Source organism: Shinella sp. R2-11 (genome assembly GCF_055330205.1).
The window spans coordinates 38,342-54,112 of sequence record NZ_JBVAPC010000004.1 but is presented as its reverse complement, the minus strand read 5'-3'; the positions used below and the strand labels follow the sequence as shown (position 1 = coordinate 54,112).

The 15,771-nt window shown below is 65.2% G+C and carries 17 protein-coding genes and 1 tRNA gene; 14 read left to right on the top strand and 4 right to left on the bottom strand.

Annotation, left to right across the window (positions count from 1 at the left end):
* Positions 1-58 precede the first annotated feature (58 nt).
* Positions 59-529, top strand: a complete 471-nt coding sequence (locus ACZ1A1_RS12115; protein WP_463620155.1) for a VOC family protein — start codon at positions 59-61, stop codon at positions 527-529.
* A gap of 495 nt (positions 530-1,024) precedes the next feature.
* Here ACZ1A1_RS12115 and ACZ1A1_RS12110 read toward each other — a convergent pair whose 3' ends face one another.
* Positions 1,025-1,795: an SDR family oxidoreductase gene (locus ACZ1A1_RS12110; protein WP_463620154.1), complete on the bottom strand. Its 771-nt coding sequence runs from the start codon at positions 1,793-1,795 to the stop codon at positions 1,025-1,027.
* Between the two features lie 124 nt (positions 1,796-1,919).
* Here ACZ1A1_RS12110 and ACZ1A1_RS12105 point away from each other — a divergent pair, with 124 nt between their 5' ends.
* From ACZ1A1_RS12105 to rpoD, 6 genes are all read left to right on the top strand, one after another.
* Positions 1,920-2,648 (top strand): class I SAM-dependent methyltransferase, encoded by a 729-nt coding sequence (locus ACZ1A1_RS12105; protein WP_463620153.1) that lies wholly within the window; start codon positions 1,920-1,922, stop codon positions 2,646-2,648.
* A gap of 118 nt (positions 2,649-2,766) precedes the next feature.
* The gene (locus ACZ1A1_RS12100) at positions 2,767-3,222 is read left to right on the top strand and encodes a GFA family protein (RefSeq protein WP_463620152.1); all 456 of its coding nucleotides are present in this window, start codon (positions 2,767-2,769) and stop codon (positions 3,220-3,222) included.
* A gap of 49 nt (positions 3,223-3,271) precedes the next feature.
* The gene (locus tag ACZ1A1_RS12095) at positions 3,272-4,459 is read left to right on the top strand and encodes a glycine C-acetyltransferase (RefSeq protein WP_463620151.1); all 1,188 of its coding nucleotides are present in this window, start codon (positions 3,272-3,274) and stop codon (positions 4,457-4,459) included.
* 33 nt (positions 4,460-4,492) lie between these two features.
* On the top strand, positions 4,493-5,530 hold the full coding sequence (gene tdh, locus ACZ1A1_RS12090; RefSeq protein ID WP_203319474.1) for an L-threonine 3-dehydrogenase: 1,038 nt from the start codon (positions 4,493-4,495) through the stop codon (positions 5,528-5,530).
* A gap of 70 nt (positions 5,531-5,600) precedes the next feature.
* Positions 5,601-5,948, top strand: a complete 348-nt coding sequence (locus ACZ1A1_RS12085; protein WP_463620150.1) for a GFA family protein — start codon at positions 5,601-5,603, stop codon at positions 5,946-5,948.
* A gap of 402 nt (positions 5,949-6,350) precedes the next feature.
* A complete protein-coding gene (gene rpoD / locus ACZ1A1_RS12080; protein ID WP_203319472.1) occupies positions 6,351-8,402 on the top strand; it encodes an RNA polymerase sigma factor RpoD in 2,052 nt (683 codons plus the stop codon).
* 246 nt (positions 8,403-8,648) lie between these two features.
* Here rpoD and ACZ1A1_RS12075 read toward each other — a convergent pair whose 3' ends face one another.
* Positions 8,649-9,221 (bottom strand): transglycosylase SLT domain-containing protein, encoded by a 573-nt coding sequence (locus ACZ1A1_RS12075; RefSeq protein ID WP_463620149.1) that lies wholly within the window; start codon positions 9,219-9,221, stop codon positions 8,649-8,651.
* A gap of 300 nt (positions 9,222-9,521) precedes the next feature.
* On the opposite strand from ACZ1A1_RS12075, the gene ACZ1A1_RS12070 reads away from it, so the two are divergent.
* On the top strand, positions 9,522-10,628 hold the full coding sequence (locus ACZ1A1_RS12070) for an ABC transporter substrate-binding protein (RefSeq protein WP_463620148.1): 1,107 nt from the start codon (positions 9,522-9,524) through the stop codon (positions 10,626-10,628).
* Between the two features lie 232 nt (positions 10,629-10,860).
* On the opposite strand, the gene ACZ1A1_RS12065 is transcribed toward ACZ1A1_RS12070, so the two are convergent.
* Positions 10,861-12,507, bottom strand: a complete 1,647-nt coding sequence (locus ACZ1A1_RS12065) for an alpha/beta hydrolase (RefSeq protein ID WP_463620147.1) — start codon at positions 12,505-12,507, stop codon at positions 10,861-10,863.
* A 159-nt stretch (positions 12,508-12,666) separates the two neighbouring features.
* Here ACZ1A1_RS12065 and ACZ1A1_RS12060 point away from each other — a divergent pair, with 159 nt between their 5' ends.
* The 5 genes from ACZ1A1_RS12060 (at position 12,667) to ACZ1A1_RS12040 (ending at position 14,569) form a co-directional block, all read left to right on the top strand.
* Positions 12,667-13,020 (top strand): DUF1428 domain-containing protein, encoded by a 354-nt coding sequence (locus ACZ1A1_RS12060; protein ID WP_463620146.1) that lies wholly within the window; start codon positions 12,667-12,669, stop codon positions 13,018-13,020.
* Positions 13,021-13,070: 50 nt separating this feature from the next.
* Entirely contained in the window at positions 13,071-13,196 is a 126-nt protein-coding gene (locus ACZ1A1_RS12055; protein ID WP_281048102.1) for a hypothetical protein, read from the top strand.
* A 13-nt stretch (positions 13,197-13,209) separates the two neighbouring features.
* The gene (locus tag ACZ1A1_RS12050) at positions 13,210-13,632 is read left to right on the top strand and encodes a secondary thiamine-phosphate synthase enzyme YjbQ (RefSeq protein WP_463620145.1); all 423 of its coding nucleotides are present in this window, start codon (positions 13,210-13,212) and stop codon (positions 13,630-13,632) included.
* Positions 13,633-13,687: 55 nt separating this feature from the next.
* Positions 13,688-14,038 (top strand): nuclear transport factor 2 family protein, encoded by a 351-nt coding sequence (locus ACZ1A1_RS12045; RefSeq protein ID WP_463620144.1) that lies wholly within the window; start codon positions 13,688-13,690, stop codon positions 14,036-14,038.
* 111 nt (positions 14,039-14,149) lie between these two features.
* Positions 14,150-14,569: a hypothetical protein gene (locus ACZ1A1_RS12040; RefSeq protein ID WP_463620143.1), complete on the top strand. Its 420-nt coding sequence runs from the start codon at positions 14,150-14,152 to the stop codon at positions 14,567-14,569.
* 207 nt (positions 14,570-14,776) lie between these two features.
* On the opposite strand, the gene ACZ1A1_RS12035 is transcribed toward ACZ1A1_RS12040, so the two are convergent.
* The gene (locus ACZ1A1_RS12035) at positions 14,777-15,526 is read right to left on the bottom strand and encodes an SIMPL domain-containing protein (protein ID WP_313192662.1); all 750 of its coding nucleotides are present in this window, start codon (positions 15,524-15,526) and stop codon (positions 14,777-14,779) included.
* 156 nt (positions 15,527-15,682) lie between these two features.
* Between ACZ1A1_RS12035 and ACZ1A1_RS12030 the strand changes: the two genes are divergently transcribed.
* Positions 15,683-15,758 (top strand) — tRNA-Ile (locus tag ACZ1A1_RS12030).
* Positions 15,759-15,771: the final 13 nt, after the last annotated feature.

Genomic DNA, 15,771 nt, shown 5'->3' with positions numbered 1-15,771 from the left:
CCTCGCCGGAACGTTCGGTCCCCCGTCGTCCTTGTTGACGGATCAGGAGGACGTTCCGATGAAAGTCACGCAGTATCTCTGGTTCGAGAAGGACATGGAGGCGGCCATCGGCTTCTATGCCTCGCTCATTCCCGGCTCTTCCGTCCACTGGGTCACGCCTATCATGGCCGATACGCCGAGCGGGCCGGCCGGCAGCGTGAAGAGCGCGAGCTTCACGCTCGGCGACCAGCGCTACATGGCCATCGAGGCCGGGCCGCTCGATCCCTTCAACCACAGCTTCTCCATCGTGGTGGAGTGCGAGACGCAGGGCGACCTCGACCGGCTATGGAACGCGCTGCGGGAGGGCGGAGCGGTGGAGCAGTGCGGCTGGCTGAAGGACCGCTGGGGCCTTTCCTGGCAAATCGCGCCGACGCGGCTCGGCGAGCTGATGAGCGATCCCGATCCGGACAAGGTGCGCCGCGTCACTGCGGCGATGCTGAAGATGGTCAAGCTGGATATCGCGCCGCTGGAGGCGGCTGCGGCGGGGTAGGCGGGCGCTTGCCCCTCATCCCGCTGCCGCGACCTTCTCCCCGCAGGCGGGGAGAAGGGAGGGATGCCGAGGTTTCCCGGGTCCGCCGGCGTGAGAGGATCGGGAGGGCGTGGCTGCCTGATCCTTTCGGCATCGACCAGCGCACATCCATGCCCGCGGCAGGGCTGTCGCATATGGAATTCGGCATTGCCGCTTTTCCTTTCTCCCCAGCGGGGAGAAGGTGGCCCGAAGGGTCGGATGAGGGGGGCATTTCGAATAAAGCCGTTGATTTTTCCTGCCTTCGGCGTCCCCCTCATCCGCCTGCCGGCACCTTCTCCCCGCCGGGGAGAAGGGGGATGAAGAGACGGCTTCCCTTCAAAAATCGACAGCCCTTCCGCTTGCGGGGAGAATGAACTTGCTCCCAACCGGCAATGATTGAGGAAACCGGCGCGGCAAATCCCCTTCGCCCCGTTTACGGGGAGAAGGTGGCCGGCAGGCCGGATGAGGGGCTTTCGCCTACATCCGCACCGTCATCCCGCCATCCACCACCAGCACATGGCCGTTGACGAAGGAGGCGGCGTCGCTGGCGAGGAAGAGGGCGGCGCCGGCGATCTCGTCGGGGCGCGCCCAGCGCTGGACGGGGATGCGCTGGCGCACGAAGGGCGTCAGCTCGTCGTCGGCGGCCATCGCGGCATTGGTTTCCGTGGCGAACCAGCCGGGGGCGATGGCGTTGCTCGTGATGCCGAAGGGGCCGTATTCCACCGCCATGCCGCGCATCAGGCCGGTGAGGCCGTGCTTGGCGGCGGGATAGATGCCGTCGTTCGGCAGCGCGACATGGCCGTTGATCGAGGTGACCGAGATAAGGCGGCCATGGCCGTGCCGCTTCATGACCGCGGCCGCGTCGCGCGAAAGGCTGGCGGCGGCGGCAAGGTCGGTGAGGAGGAGCGCGTCGATGGCCGCATCCTCCATTTCGGAGAGCGGCCGGCGGTCGCGCGCGCCGACATTGTTGACCAGCACGTCCAGCCGCCCGTGCCGGCGCTCGATTTCGGCGAGCGTTTCGCGCTGGGCAGCGCGGTCGGCGATGTCGAAGGCGGCGGCGGAGGCGCTGCCGCCGGCGGCAACGATTGCTTCCGCAGCCTCGTCGAGCGTCGCGGCCGTCCGGCCCGTCAGCACGACATGCGCGCCGGCCTCGGCGAGGCCCCTGGCGATTTCGAAGCCGAGGCCGCGCCCGGCGCCGGTGACGAGGGCCACGCGGCCTTTCTGGGAAAACCTGTCCAATATCGTCATCGTCGCTTCCTTTCGTGGCGCCACCGGACAGAGGTGGGGCCTTCCTGTCAACCCCGGCAGGCGCGATGGCGGGGTTTGTCCTTTGCCGAAAAGGCGCTATGTCCGCGGCGGAAAGGATTTCGCCATGGCCCAGAACATCTACGACCAGCCCGCCTTCTTCGAGGGCTATTCCAGCCTTCCCCGCTCGGTCCACGGGCTTGCGGGCGCGGCGGAATGGGAATCGGTGCGCGCGCTGCTGCCCGATCTTGCGGGCCGGCGCGTCGTCGATCTCGGCTGCGGCTTCGGCTGGTTCGCGCGCCATGCCGCCGCGGAGGGGGCGAAAAGCGTGCTCGCCCTCGATCTTTCGGAAAACATGCTGGCGCGCGCGAAGGCGGAAACGCAATCGCCGGCCGTGCGCTACGAGATCGCCGATCTCGACCGGCTCGAATTGCCGGAGGGCGCCTTCGACTTCGCCTATTCCTCGCTCGCCTTCCATTATATCGCGGGTTTCGACCAGCTGGTGCGCACGATCCATGCGGCGCTGGTGCCGGGGTCGTCCTTCGTCTTCACCATCGAGCACCCGATCTATATGGCTCCTTCGCGGCCCGATTGGGCCGAGGTCGACGGCCGCACGGTCTGGCCGGTGGATTTCTATCTCGTCGAAGGTCCGCGCACGACGGACTGGCTCGCCAAGGGCGTCGTCAAGCATCACCGCACCCTCGGCACGACGCTGAATGCGCTCATCGCCGCGGGCTTCGTCATCCGCCATGTCGAGGAGTGGAAGCCGAGCGAGGCGCAGCTTGCCGCGCATCCCGAATGGCAGGTGGAGCTCAACCGCCCGATGTTCCTGCTGATTGCCTGCGAGCGGCCCTGAAAACAGGGCCGCGGCCCTTTACGCCGGCTGCGGCTGCGCTAGAACTATGCCGTGGAGCCATTCGCCGGCGCTACGATAACAAGACAAGCCGGCGCTTATCGGAAGGGAAGCCGAGCCCATGAAGCAACCGACCTTGCCGCTTGACGGAGCCTGCCGTTGCGGGCGGGTGAAGATCCGTATCAGCGCGCCGCCGCTCCTGACCATGGCCTGCCATTGCACCGGCTGCCAGCGCATGTCGGCCAGCGCCTATTCGCTGAGCGCGGCGATCCCCTTGGAGGGCTTTGCCGTCACGGCGGGCGAGCCTGTCGTCGCCGGCGCCAGCCGCGAGGCGGGGCATCACTTCTGCCCCGATTGCATGACCTGGATGTTCACGCGGCCGGCGGGGATGGATTTCTTCGTCAATGTCCGGCCGACCATGCTCGACGATACCGGCTGGTTCCGGCCCTTCATCGAGACCTATACCAGCGAGAAGCTCGCCTTCGCCGCGACCGGCGCCGTGCACAGCTACGAGAAATTCCCGCCGATGGAGGATTACGAGACGCTCGTCGCTGCCTATGCGGCGCGCGCGGCTTGAGCTGCCGCCCTTCGATCCGACCGTCCCTTCCAGCCGTGAGTGCGTGCCCATGACCTCCGCCTTCATCGCTCATCTGCAATCCGAAATCGCCGGCCTCAAGTCGGCCGGCCTCTACAAGTCCGAGCGCGTCATCACCTCCAAGCAGGCGGGCGAGATCACCGTGACCTCGGGCGAGCGCGTGCTGAACTTCTGCGCCAACAACTATCTCGGCCTTGCCGACAACGAGGAGCTGGCGGAGGCCGGCAAGAAGGCGCTCGACCGCTACGGCTACGGCATGGCCTCCGTGCGCTTCATCTGCGGCACGCAGGAGGAGCACAAGCAACTGGAGGCGCGCATCTCCGCCTTCCTCGGGCTGGAGGATACGATCCTCTATTCCTCCTGCTTCGATGCCAATGGCGGCCTCTTCGAGACGCTGCTTTCGGAGGAGGACGCCATCATCTCCGATGCGCTGAACCATGCCTCGATCATCGACGGCGTGCGGCTCTCCAAGGCGAAACGCTTCCGCTATGCCAACAACGACATGGCTGCACTGGAAGAAGAACTGAAGAAGGCGGAAGGCAGCCGCTTCAAGATGATCGCGACGGACGGCGTCTTCTCGATGGACGGCATCATCGCCAATCTTGAGGGCGTCTGCGACCTTGCGGAAAAATACGGCGCTATGGTCATGGTGGACGACAGCCATGCCGTCGGTTTCGTCGGCAGGCATGGGCGCGGCTCGGCGGAGCATTGCGGCGTGGAAGGCCGGGTCGATATCATCACCGGCACGCTCGGCAAGGCGCTCGGCGGGGCATCGGGGGGCTATACGTCGGGCAGGCGGGAAGTGGTCGAATGGCTGCGCCAGCGTTCGCGGCCCTATCTCTTCTCCAATACGCTCGCCCCGGTCATCGCGGCCGCCTCGCTGAAGGTCTTCGACCTCATCGACAATGGCGATGCGCTCAGGAAACGGCTCTATGCCAATGCCGATCTCTTCCGCGCCGAAATGACGAAGCTCGGCTTCACGCTTGCGGGCGAGGGGCATCCGATCATTCCCGTCATGCTGGGCGATGCGAGCCTTGCGCAGGAGATGGCGAGCCGCATGCTGGAAAAGGGCGTCTATGTCATCGGCTTCTCCTTCCCCGTCGTGCCGCGCGGGCAGGCGCGCATCCGCACCCAGATGTCGGCCGCGCACGGCGAGGCGGATGTTCGCAAGGCGATTGACGTCTTCGCTGAAGCCGGACGCGAACTGGGCGTCATTTGAAGAGTCTTCTGAATCCCTTGCGGAGATTTCGTCATGTCGAACATGATGCGTGCGCTGGTTAAAGCGAAACCTGAAGTCGGCCTCTGGATGGAGACCGTGCCGGTGCCGGAGGTCGGCCCGAACGACGTGCTGATCCGGGTCAGGAAGTCGGCCATCTGCGGCACGGACGTGCATATCTGGAACTGGGACCACTGGGCGCAGAAGACCATTCCGGTGCCGATGGTCGTCGGCCACGAATTCGTCGGTGAGATCGCCGAGATCGGCTCTTCCGTCACCAAGTACCATGTCGGCGAAAGGGTGTCGGGCGAGGGGCATATCGTCTGCGGCAAGTGCCGCAACTGCCGCGCCGGGCGCGGGCACCTCTGCCATTATACCAAGGGCGTCGGCGTCAACCGGCCGGGCTCCTTCGGCGAGTTCGTCTGCATCCCCGAGCACAATGTCGTCCCGATCCCGGACGACGTGCCGGACGAGGTCGCGGCGATCTTCGACCCGTTCGGCAATGCCGTGCACACGGCGCTCTCCTTCGATCTCGTCGGCGAGGACGTGCTCGTCACCGGCGCGGGGCCGATCGGCATCATGGGGGCGATGGTGGCCAAGCGCTCCGGCGCGCGCAAGGTCGTCATCACCGACATCAACCCCGTCCGTCTCGACCTTGCCCGCAAGGTCGGCATCGACCATGTGGTCGATGCCTCGAAGGAGGATCTCGCCACCGTCATGACGGAGATCGGCATGACGGAGGGCTTCGACGTCGGCCTCGAAATGTCCGGCGCGCCGCCGGCTTTCCGCTCGATGATCGACACGATGAACAATGGCGGCAAGATCGCCATCCTCGGCATCGCGCCGGACGGCTTCGGCATCGACTGGAACAAGGTGATCTTCAAGATGCTGACGCTGAAGGGCATCTACGGGCGCGAGATGTTCGAGACCTGGTACAAGATGATCGCCTTCGTGCAGGGCGGGCTCGACCTGTCGCCGATCATCACCCACCGCATCAAGATCGACGACTTCCGGGACGGCTTCGAGGCGATGCGCTCGGGCAATTCCGGAAAGGTCGTCATGGACTGGTATTGATGCATGCCGCGCAAAAGTGTGCAGCGGTTTTGCGGCAACGGCATGCGTCTGAACAAAAGGAGGACTGCGTATGAAGTACGAGGGAAGCTGCCACTGCGGCAATGTCGCCTTCGAGGTGGAGGGCGAGTTCACCTCCGCGCTCGACTGCAACTGTTCCATGTGCCGGCGGCGCGGCGGGCTGCTGGCCTTCGTGCCGCGCGAGAACCTGCGGCTGACGGTGCCGGAGGAGAACGTCTCGACCTACACGTTCAACCGTCATGTCATCCAGCATCATTTCTGCGCCAGTTGCGGCATCGCGCCCTATGGCGAGGGGAGCGATCCGAAGGGCAACAGGATGGCGGCGGTGAACCTGCGCTGCGTCCCCGCGGTCGATCTTGAAACATTGACGATCGACAAGGTGGACGGGCGCTCGTTCTGAGGCGGGTGATTCGGGTGGGAGGCGCCGGGCGCATGCCCTTGTCTTTCCGGGATTTGCCCCTACATGAGGCTCAATCGCCCGGATCCGCCGACTTTCACGTCCGCGAACCCGAATCGGAACCTTTTCCGGCTTTTTTGCCGGAAAAGCTTGACGTAACCGAAAATTCTGGGAATCACCATGGTTGGCTGAGAAGGAATGGGTACGGCGGATCGGGAAGTCATGTCAATTATGTTGCTCAGGCAACATTCCCACGATCCCGCGGGCCGGGACGTGGTTAATCGGGATTTAATTGTCAATCCGTTAGGTCAGGGACGCTGATTCGCGTTTGCGCATGCCGAAGGGTGATCGGCTGCGGAACCCCGACCGCTTGGAAACTGATGCTCAGGAAAGCGACGAAATAATATGGCGACAAAGGTCAAAGAGAACGAGGAAGTCGAAAACGAACGCGAAGGCGCATCCGACGGCCCTCTTCTCGATCTTTCCGATGATGCCGTCAAGAAGATGATCAAGGCCGCCAAGAAGCGCGGCTATGTCACGATGGATGAGCTGAACTCCGTCCTGCCGTCCGAGGAAGTCACCTCGGAGCAGATCGAGGACACGATGGCCATGCTTTCGGACATGGGCATCAACGTCATCGAGGACGAGGACGCCGAAGAGGCGGCCCAGGGCGAGGACGAAGGCGGCGACGACGAGAACGAGAGCGAAGGCGGGGAGCTTGCCTCTTCCGGCGGCACCGCGCTTGCGACCGCCAAGAAGAAGGAACCGACGGACCGCACGGACGACCCGGTGCGCATGTACCTGCGCGAGATGGGTTCCGTCGAGCTCCTGTCGCGCGAGGGCGAAATCGCCATCGCCAAGCGCATCGAAGCCGGCCGCGAGACGATGATCGCCGGCCTCTGTGAGAGCCCGCTGACGTTCCAGGCCATCATCATCTGGCGGGATGAACTCAACGAAGGCCAGACGCTGCTGCGCGAGATCATCGATCTCGAGACCACCTATTCCGGTCCCGAGGCGAAGGCTGCCCCGCAGTTCCAGAGCCCGGAAAAGATCGAGGCCGACCGCAAGGCGGCCGAGGAGAAGGAAAAGAACCGCAAGCCCCGCGCGGCCAACGACGACGACATCACCAATGTCGGCGGCGAGGGCCTGCCGCCGGAGGAAGAGGAAGAGGACGACGACGAGTCGAACCTCTCGCTCGCCGCGATGGAAGCGGAACTGCGCCCGCAGGTCATGGAGACGCTCGACACGATCGCCGAGACCTACAAGAAGCTGCGCAAGCTGCAGGACCAGCAGGTGGAAGCCCGCCTGCAGGCGACCGGCACGCTGTCGCCCGCCCAGGAGCGCCGCTACAAGGAGCTCAAGGACGAACTGATCACGGCCGTCAAGTCGCTATCGCTCAACCAGAACCGCGTCGACAGCCTCGTCGAGCAGCTTTACGACATCAACAAGCGCCTCGTGCAGAACGAGGGCCGCCTGTTGCGCCTTGCCGAGAGCTACGGCGTCAAGCGCGATTCGTTCCTGGAACAGTACAACGGCGCGGAGCTCGATCCGAACTGGATGAAGTCGATCGCCAACCTTGCGGCCCGCGGCTGGAAGGAATTCGCCAAGAGCGAGAACACGACGATCCGCGACATCCGCCAGGAGATCCAGAATCTGGCCACCGAGACCGGCATCTCCATCTCGGAATTCCGCCGCATCGTGCATATGGTGCAGAAGGGCGAGCGCGAGGCGCGCATCGCCAAGAAGGAGATGGTGGAAGCCAACCTCCGTCTCGTGATCTCGATTGCCAAGAAGTACACGAACCGCGGCCTGCAGTTCCTCGACCTCATCCAGGAAGGCAATATCGGCCTGATGAAGGCGGTCGACAAGTTCGAGTATCGCCGCGGCTACAAGTTCTCCACCTACGCGACGTGGTGGATCCGGCAGGCGATCACCCGCTCGATCGCCGACCAGGCCCGCACGATCCGCATTCCGGTGCACATGATCGAGACGATCAACAAGATCGTCCGCACCTCGCGCCAAATGCTGCACGAGATCGGCCGCGAGCCGACGCCGGAGGAACTGGCCGAAAAGCTCGCCATGCCGCTCGAGAAGGTCCGCAAGGTACTGAAGATCGCCAAGGAGCCGATCTCGCTGGAAACGCCGGTCGGTGACGAGGAAGACAGCCACCTCGGCGATTTCATCGAGGACAAGAACGCGCTGCTGCCGATCGACGCCGCCATCCAGGCGAACCTGCGCGAGACGACGACGCGCGTTCTCGCCTCGCTGACGCCGCGCGAGGAGCGCGTCCTGCGCATGCGCTTCGGCATCGGCATGAACACCGACCACACGCTGGAGGAAGTCGGCCAGCAGTTCTCGGTCACCCGCGAACGTATCCGCCAGATCGAGGCGAAGGCGCTACGCAAGCTCAAGCACCCGAGCCGCAGCCGCAAGCTGCGCTCATTCCTCGACAGCTGAGGCGGCGAAGAAACCGAAAAGCCCCGCGAAACCGAAAGGTCGCGGGGCTTTTTGTTTGTGGGGTGCGTCTGCCCCTCATCCGGCTGCCGCCACCTTCTCCCCGCAGGCGGGGAGAAGGGAAGGATGCCTGGGTTTCCTCAAACAAACATGGTCATGTGGCTGGAAAAGAGCGCCGCATATTCCTTCGCCCCGCTTGCGGGGAGAAGGTGGCGGCAGCCGGATGAGGGGCAATCGCCCCCGCCGAACTCACCACCCGCCGCAGCTCTGCAATTGCCGCGCATAATTGCCGGCCATGGTCGTCGCCCGCTTGGCGCCCGCCTTCGCCGTCGCGCTCCAGTTGCCGCGCTGGTAGCCGGTGTGGCCGTGGTAATAGGCGATGTAGAGCCGGTAGGTGTCGTTGAGGGCGATGCCGTTCCGGCGGTTGCTCTCCGTGTGATACCAGCCGATGAAGCGGATCGCGTCGCCGAAATCGGTGCGGCTTGCCGACCAGCGGCCCGTCTCGCGCTTGTAGCGCGCCCAGGTGCCGTCGAGCGCCTGCGAGAAGCCGAGCGCCGTCGACTGGCGCTTCCAGGGAATGAAGCCGAAGAGCTTGGTGCGCGGCGGGCGGGCGTTGTGCCGGAAGCCGGACTCCGCATAGACCGTCGCCATCAGCACGGGGACGGGAACGCCGTATTCGCGCTCCACGCTATAGGCGGCTTTCCGCCAGTTATCGAAGTAGCCGTCGCGCTGCTCGAAGATGGCGCAGGCATTCTGCGTCTGTCGGGGGACGGACGCACATCCGGCGAGCAGCAGGAGGACGACGATCAATACGCAACGCATCGTGGATCCTCAAAATTTCCGGATGTTTATAAATGGTAAATCTTAACAATCCGTTTTGATTCAATTGCAGCGCATCCCTCGGAAGGGTGCGTCCAAACCGCCCGGTAAAAGTGCAATTGCATTATTTTGTTGCGCTTTTTGCCCTGCCGGCCTAATCAATCCACAGCACGCCGGGCCTTCGCGCACGATTGTTCCGGAGCGTGAAAGTACCCCCGTCCTGCCATCGGACACGGCCTGCGCCGTCCGGGCGCAGGATGGCTTGCGACCGGGCCCCTGGCGGCCCCAGTTGAGGAGAGAACCATGAAGAAGCAGATTTTCGCCGGAGCCTTCCTTGCGGCCTCCGTCGCCTTTGCGCCGCTCGCCCATGCCGATATCGTCATCGGCCTCATCGCGCCGCTCACCGGCCCCGTTGCCGCCTATGGCGACCAGGTGAAGAACGGCGCGGAAGCGGCCGTCGACCAGATCAACAAGAATGGCGGCATCCTCGGCGAGAAGGTCGTGCTGAAGCTGACGGACGATGCGGGCGAGCCCAAGCAGGGCGTTTCGGCCGCCAACCAGATCGTCGGCGAAGGCATCCGTTTCGTCGTCGGCCCGGTCACCTCCGGCGTTGCCATCCCGGCTTCCGACGTGCTGGCCGAGAACGGCATCCTGATGGTCACCCCGACCGCGACCGCGCCGGACCTCACCGCCCGCGGCCTTACCAACGTTCTGCGCACCTGCGGCCGTGACGACCAGCAGGCCGAAGTCGCCGCCACCTACGTGCTGGCGAACATGAAGGACAAGAAGGTCGCCATCGTCCACGACAAGGGCGCCTACGGCAAGGGCCTGGCGGATGCCTTCAAGGCCGCGCTCAACAAGGGCGGCGTCAACGAGGTGCTCTACGATTCCATCACGCCCGGCGACAAGGACTTCAGCGCGCTGGTCACGCGCCTCAAGTCCGAGGGCGTCGAAGTCATCTACTTCGGCGGCTACCACCCGGAAGGCGGCCTGCTCGCCCGCCAGCTGAAGGACATGTCGGTCAGCGCCACGATCATCGGCGGCGAAGGCCTCTCCAACAGCGAATACTGGGCAATCGGCAACGACGCTTCGGCCGGCACGCTCTTCACCAACGCGTCCGACGCGCTGAAGAGCCCCGACTCGCAGGCGGCCGTCGCCGTGCTCAAGGAAAAGGGCGTCCCGCCGGAAGCCTTCACGCTCAATGCCTATGCCGCCGTCGAGGTTCTCAAGGCCGGCATCGAGAAGGCCGGCAGCGCGGAAGACCCGGCTGCCGTCGCCACGGCCCTGAAGTCCGGCGAAGCCATCCCGACCGCCATCGGCAAGCTGACCTATGGCGAGACCGGCGACCTGACCTCGCAGAGCTTCTCGCTCTTCAAGTGGGAAGACGGCAAGATCGTCGACGCCGAGTAAGGCTGTCGTCATTCGAATGCGGACGCCGGGGTTTTGCCCCGGCGTTTTCGTTTGTGGGGAGGGCTGCCCCTCATTCCGCTGCCGCGCCCTTCTCCCCGCAAGCGGGTAGAAGGGGAATGCCGGGCCGTTTTCCTGCAAATCGGACCGATGGGGCAAGAAGGCAACGGTCCTACATGTTCCTTCTCCCCGCTTGCGGGGAGAAGGTGCCGGCAGGCGGATGAGGGGCCGTCCCTTACCGCCCCGCCCGGAACTTCTCCTTCAGCCGCTCAATGTCCGCCGCGCTCCAGTTCGTCACGTCCGTCACCGCGATCCATGGGTCGATATAGTGCTCGCCCGCATAGACATGCCCGAGCCCCTTGGGCGTCGTCGTCGCCATCGCCATGTCGAGCGTCAGTTGCAGGAAGGTGACGACGGGATACCACTGGAAGTCCGGCGAGACGTCCGGCCCGCGCGGCACCGCCATCCAGGCGGGTTGCCGGTAGAAGGAATAGGGGTCGTAGAAGACGATCGGATCGCTGGCATATTGCAGGTAGACGATGCGCATCGGTCCCCAATGGTCGCCCGCCTCGGGCAGGGCGTTGCGCTGGCTGGTGAAGCGCACATAGGAGCCGTCGCGGAAGCGCGGCAGCCAGGCGGGCGTGCCGGGATTACGCTCGGCCGTCATCTTGCGCCAGATGCGGCTGGGGAAGGGCGGCCCGGCCCAGAGCGCGCCCTGGTAGGGATCGCCGATCACCTCGAAGAGTTCGGCCGACTGCTCGGAGGAGAGGGCGCCGAGGCTGAGGCCGTAGAGGTAGAGCTTCGGCCGATGCGCCTTCGGCAGGGCGGCCCAGTGCCCGTAGACGGCGCGGAAGAGGGCGCGCGCCGCCTCCGCCCCGTAATCGGGCTCGGCCAGCAGCGAGAGCCAGCTTGCGAGATAGGAATACTGGATGGCGACGCTGGCGATATCGCCGTGGTGCAGGTATTCGACCGTGTCGATGCCCTCGGGATCGACCCAGCCGGTGCCCGTCGGCATGACGATGAGCAGGGTAGATCGCTCGAAGCCGCCGACGCGGATCAGCTCGTCGAGCGCGATCTTCGCCCGCGCCTCCGCCGTTTCGGCGGCGTTGAGCCCAGCATAGACCCGCAGCGGCTCCATGGCCGGCTTGCCTGTGAAGGCGGCGATGTCGGCGGATGACGGCCCGCTCGCCACGAAGGCGCGGCCCATGCGGCCAAGCTCGTCCCAGCGCACCAGCGAGGCGGCGCTGCCCGATTTCATGGGATCGGTCGGCTCCGCCGTATCCGGCTCGATCACCTGGTCAAGATGCCGGAAGGAGGAATCGGCCGTGTGCAGCACGAAGCGCAGGAGAAGCCCGTCCGCCAGCGTCCAGAACAGCGTCGCGGCGAGCGCCGTGCCGATGACATAGGAAAGGCGGCGCGGGGCCGCGCGGCGCGAAGTCCTGGCAAAGAGCCGGACCAGGAAGGCGAAGAGCCGCCCGAGGCCGAACAGCACCAGGAAGACGAGGAGCGCGATGAGGCCGACATAGAAGGGATGGGCGGTCTCGATCGGCGGCAGGTGCATCAGCGTGCGGATGGAGTTCTGCCACTCCGCCGTGCGCCAGAGGAAGACGAGCACGACGATGCCGGAAAGACCGCCTGCCGCGATCATGATCCACCGCCGCAGGCGGTCCTTCGGCTCCGGCAGCTCCAGCCAGAACCAGAGCGCGGAGAAGAGCGCGCCGAGGCCATAGCCGCAGGCCATGGCGACGCCCGAAAGCATGCCCTGGGTGATGTAGGTGCGCGGCAGGAGGCTCGGCGTCAGCGAGGCGGCGAAAAAAAGCGTGCCCAGCACAAGGCCGGTGGCGGAGAGGGAAAGGACGACCCGCCAGAACCAATCCCGCACGACAATCTCCCTTCCGCTTCAAGGCCTTCGGGGTGCAAACCTCGCATGGCGGCCGGAGCGGCGCAAGCTGCCGCCGGCCGCCGGTGAAATATCCTGCCCCTTGTCGGATCGTGGAACTGACACACGTCCTTGTCATGTCCCAACAAGGAGGAAGCGGGCATGACCTATGTCGACGGGTTTCTGCTGGCGGTGCCGAAGGCCAATCTGGAGGCCTACAAGGCGATGGCGCGCACGGCAGGCGCGGTGTGGAAGGAGTATGGCGCGATAGACTATGTGGAATGCGTCGGGGACGACGTTCCCTATGGCGAGCTCACCTCGTTTCCCCGCGCCGTGCTGGCGAGTGACGACGAGGTCGTGATCTTTTCCTGGATCACCTATGAATCGCGCGCGCGCCGCGACGAGATCCTCGCCAAGGTCATGGCCGATGCCCGTTTGCAGGGCGACGACTGGAAGGACGTCTTCGACGGCAAGCGGATGATCTATGGTGGTTTCGAGGCTTTCATCGAGTTGTGAGCGGCGGGCGGTTGCGCTATCACGCGGGCTACCGGAAGAAAGGACTTGCCATGAAGGACCTCTATTACGCGATCGTCGGCACCACGACCGACACCAATGCCGGCCTTGTGCGCTTCATGGGCGTCATCCTCGCCTTCATCGTGATCGCCGGCACGGTGTTCTGGGCGATCGGCTGAGGCGGGCGGCGCCGTGGCGCAGGCCGTCATTTCGGTTTCGACCCGCGGGCAGGGGCTCTACGAGTTCACCCGCGAGGCCGAGGCCTTCGTGCGCAAGGCGGGCGTGGAAACGGGCCTGCTGACCGTCTTCGTTCGCCATACGTCCTGCTCGCTGCTCATCCAGGAAAATGCCGACCCGGACGTGCGGCGCGACCTCGACCGGTTCTTCCGCCGCCTCGTGCCGCCCTCCGACGATCCCGCCATGGGCTGGATCGTGCATACGCTGGAAGGGCCGGACGACATGCCCGCCCATATCAAGGCGGCGCTGACGCAGGTCTCCATCGGCATTCCGGTCATGGCCGGCCGGCTGGCGCTCGGTACCTGGCAGGGTCTCTATCTCTTCGAGCATCGCGACCGGCCGCACCGTCGGGAGATCGTGCTGCATCTCGGCTCTTGACGGAACCCGTTCGCGCGATGGAACGTTTCCCTGCGGCTGGAAAGAGGAGATATCCATGGCTGACAGGGAAAGCATCAGGGACGCGGTCGTTGAGGCGCTGAATGCCCGCGACTTCGCCGCGCTCGCCGGCAAGGTCGACGAGGACGTCGCCATTTCCGGCATCGGCGAGGGCAGCGACAACGGCCGCGAGGCGTTGCGGGCGCGGCTCGCCCGGCATTTCGAGGCCTTCGACGAGAGCTATGGCGATGCGCTGGCGATGAGCGACGCCTCCGGCAACACGATCGCCATCCGCCTGACGGCCCGCGGCAAGGCTGCCGGCGGGGCTGCCTATTCGAAGGAAAAGATCCTGCTTCTGGAAATGGAGGAGGGGCTCATCACGCGCTTCGCGCTCTTTTCCGCCGCGTGAAGTTGAACGCAGGCTGAACGACGGATTCGGTCTGCGTTCAGATCAGCCGCCATATGGTTTCCCCAATCGCCGGACAGAACAATCCGGTCGGAACGAACAGGAGATCCTTCCATGACGACCCTTCTCAAAAAGACGCTTCTTGCCGCGGTCCTTGGCCTCGGCGCCCTGACCGCCTCCGTTCCGGCCGCCTCCGCTGCGGGCCTGAGCGTCACGGTCGAGCCGGCCGGCTACCGCAACGGCTTCCTGCAGGTCCAGGACTATGACGGCGGCTGGGATCGCGAGGATTATCGCCGGGATCGCGGCGAGCGCTGGGATCGTGACCGCCGTCCTGATCGCCGCCATGGCGACATGGGCCGCCGCGGCCGTTGCTCGCCGGAACTGGCAATGGCCAAGGCGCGCGATTTCGGCCTGCGCCGCGCCCGCATCGTCGACATGTCGCCGCGCCGTGTCGTGGTCGAAGGCTTCCGCCACGGCGACTATCGCCGCATCGTCTTCGCGAACGACCGCGGTTGCCCGGCCATGTGGCGCTAAGGAGCAGTCGGGCTGCCGCCCGCAGGCTCGCGACGGAAACCGTCCATCTCGTCACCCCCGGCCGATGGACGGCCACCCTCCCGGTTCCGCCGGGAGGGTTTTTGCGTTTCGGGCGAAGGCGGAGCGGTTTCGGGCGATGTTCTGGTCCGCCTGAAAACAAAAAGGGCCGGTTTCCCGGCCCTTTCGCGTGTCTGCCTTTCGCTCGGCTTACTTGCCGAGCGCGAAGGTCACGTTGACCACGACGGAATAGCTGTTCTCTCCGGTCGCCATCGGCACGGAGCCGGCATAGTCCTTGGCGACGGCGCGCATCATGGGCATGGGCTCGGCGCGGTAGCTCGTTTCCGAGATTTCCAGCACGCGGCCGAGGTCGACGCCGGCGGCGGCCGTCAGTTCCTTCGCCTTGGCGATGGCGTTTTCGACGGCCTTCTTGCGCGCGGCGCTGACGGCGCTCTCGGGCTTGTCGTTGGTGAAGCGGATGCCGCCGCCCTGGTTGGCGCCGAGCGTCACCGCCTTGTCGAGGATCTCGCCGAGCTTGGAAAGGTCGCGCACGCGCAGCGTCAGCGTGTTGGTGACCTGGAAGCCGGTGAGGACCGGCGGCGGGTTCTCGCCCGTCGAGCTCTGCGTGTACTGGTACTGCGGGTTGATGGCAAAGCCCGAGGTCTGCAGGTCGCGCTCCTCGATGCCGGCTTCCTTCAGCGCGGCGAGGATTTCGGCCATGGCCTTGTTGTTGGCGTCGAGCGCCTCGCGGGCGGTCTTGGCATCCTTGACGACGCCAAGATCGATCAGCGCCATGTCGGGAGCCATTTCGGACGAGCCCTCGCCGGTGACGACTATGGTCGATTCGCGCGGTTTCGCGGCTTCCTCGGCCCGTGCTGCGGCCGGAACGGCGGCGGCCAGAGCGAGCGAGAGGGCGACGAGGCTGGCGCCGGTGCGGCGGCCCAAGCTTCCGTGGAACATGTGGGAATGTCTCCTGATGGTTGTGTCCCTTGCCGCGTTCTTCGCCCGTGATTGTGTGGAGAATACGGCAGCGCTTGTGAGAATGGCCGATTTCGTCTAGACGCTTTCCCACCGTCGGCTGCCATTGACCGACGGTCCCGGCCAGCCGGCCGGAACGGGCCTGTAGCTCAATGGTTAGAGCCGGCGGCTCATAACCGCTTGGTTGGGGGTTCGAGTCCCTCCGGGCCCACCATTTTCCTTCTTTA

Bases quoted from the DNA above. Each gene is read 5' to 3' on its own strand.
- ACZ1A1_RS12115 (WP_463620155.1), top strand. From the start codon at position 59: ATGAAAGTCACGCAGTATCTCTGGTTCGAGAAGGACATGGAGGCGGCC.
- ACZ1A1_RS12110 (WP_463620154.1), bottom strand. From the start codon at position 1,795: ATGACGATATTGGACAGGTTTTCCCAGAAAGGCCGCGTGGCCCTCGTC.
- ACZ1A1_RS12105 (WP_463620153.1), top strand. From the start codon at position 1,920: ATGGCCCAGAACATCTACGACCAGCCCGCCTTCTTCGAGGGCTATTCC.
- ACZ1A1_RS12100 (WP_463620152.1), top strand. From the start codon at position 2,767: ATGAAGCAACCGACCTTGCCGCTTGACGGAGCCTGCCGTTGCGGGCGG.
- ACZ1A1_RS12095 (WP_463620151.1), top strand. From the start codon at position 3,272: ATGACCTCCGCCTTCATCGCTCATCTGCAATCCGAAATCGCCGGCCTC.
- tdh (WP_203319474.1), top strand. From the start codon at position 4,493: ATGTCGAACATGATGCGTGCGCTGGTTAAAGCGAAACCTGAAGTCGGC.
- ACZ1A1_RS12085 (WP_463620150.1), top strand. From the start codon at position 5,601: ATGAAGTACGAGGGAAGCTGCCACTGCGGCAATGTCGCCTTCGAGGTG.
- rpoD (WP_203319472.1), top strand. From the start codon at position 6,351: ATGGCGACAAAGGTCAAAGAGAACGAGGAAGTCGAAAACGAACGCGAA.
- ACZ1A1_RS12075 (WP_463620149.1), bottom strand. From the start codon at position 9,221: ATGCGTTGCGTATTGATCGTCGTCCTCCTGCTGCTCGCCGGATGTGCG.
- ACZ1A1_RS12070 (WP_463620148.1), top strand. From the start codon at position 9,522: ATGAAGAAGCAGATTTTCGCCGGAGCCTTCCTTGCGGCCTCCGTCGCC.
- ACZ1A1_RS12060 (WP_463620146.1), top strand. From the start codon at position 12,667: ATGACCTATGTCGACGGGTTTCTGCTGGCGGTGCCGAAGGCCAATCTG.
- ACZ1A1_RS12055 (WP_281048102.1), top strand. From the start codon at position 13,071: ATGAAGGACCTCTATTACGCGATCGTCGGCACCACGACCGACACCAAT.
- ACZ1A1_RS12045 (WP_463620144.1), top strand. From the start codon at position 13,688: ATGGCTGACAGGGAAAGCATCAGGGACGCGGTCGTTGAGGCGCTGAAT.
- ACZ1A1_RS12040 (WP_463620143.1), top strand. From the start codon at position 14,150: ATGACGACCCTTCTCAAAAAGACGCTTCTTGCCGCGGTCCTTGGCCTC.
- ACZ1A1_RS12035 (WP_313192662.1), bottom strand. From the start codon at position 15,526: ATGTTCCACGGAAGCTTGGGCCGCCGCACCGGCGCCAGCCTCGTCGCC.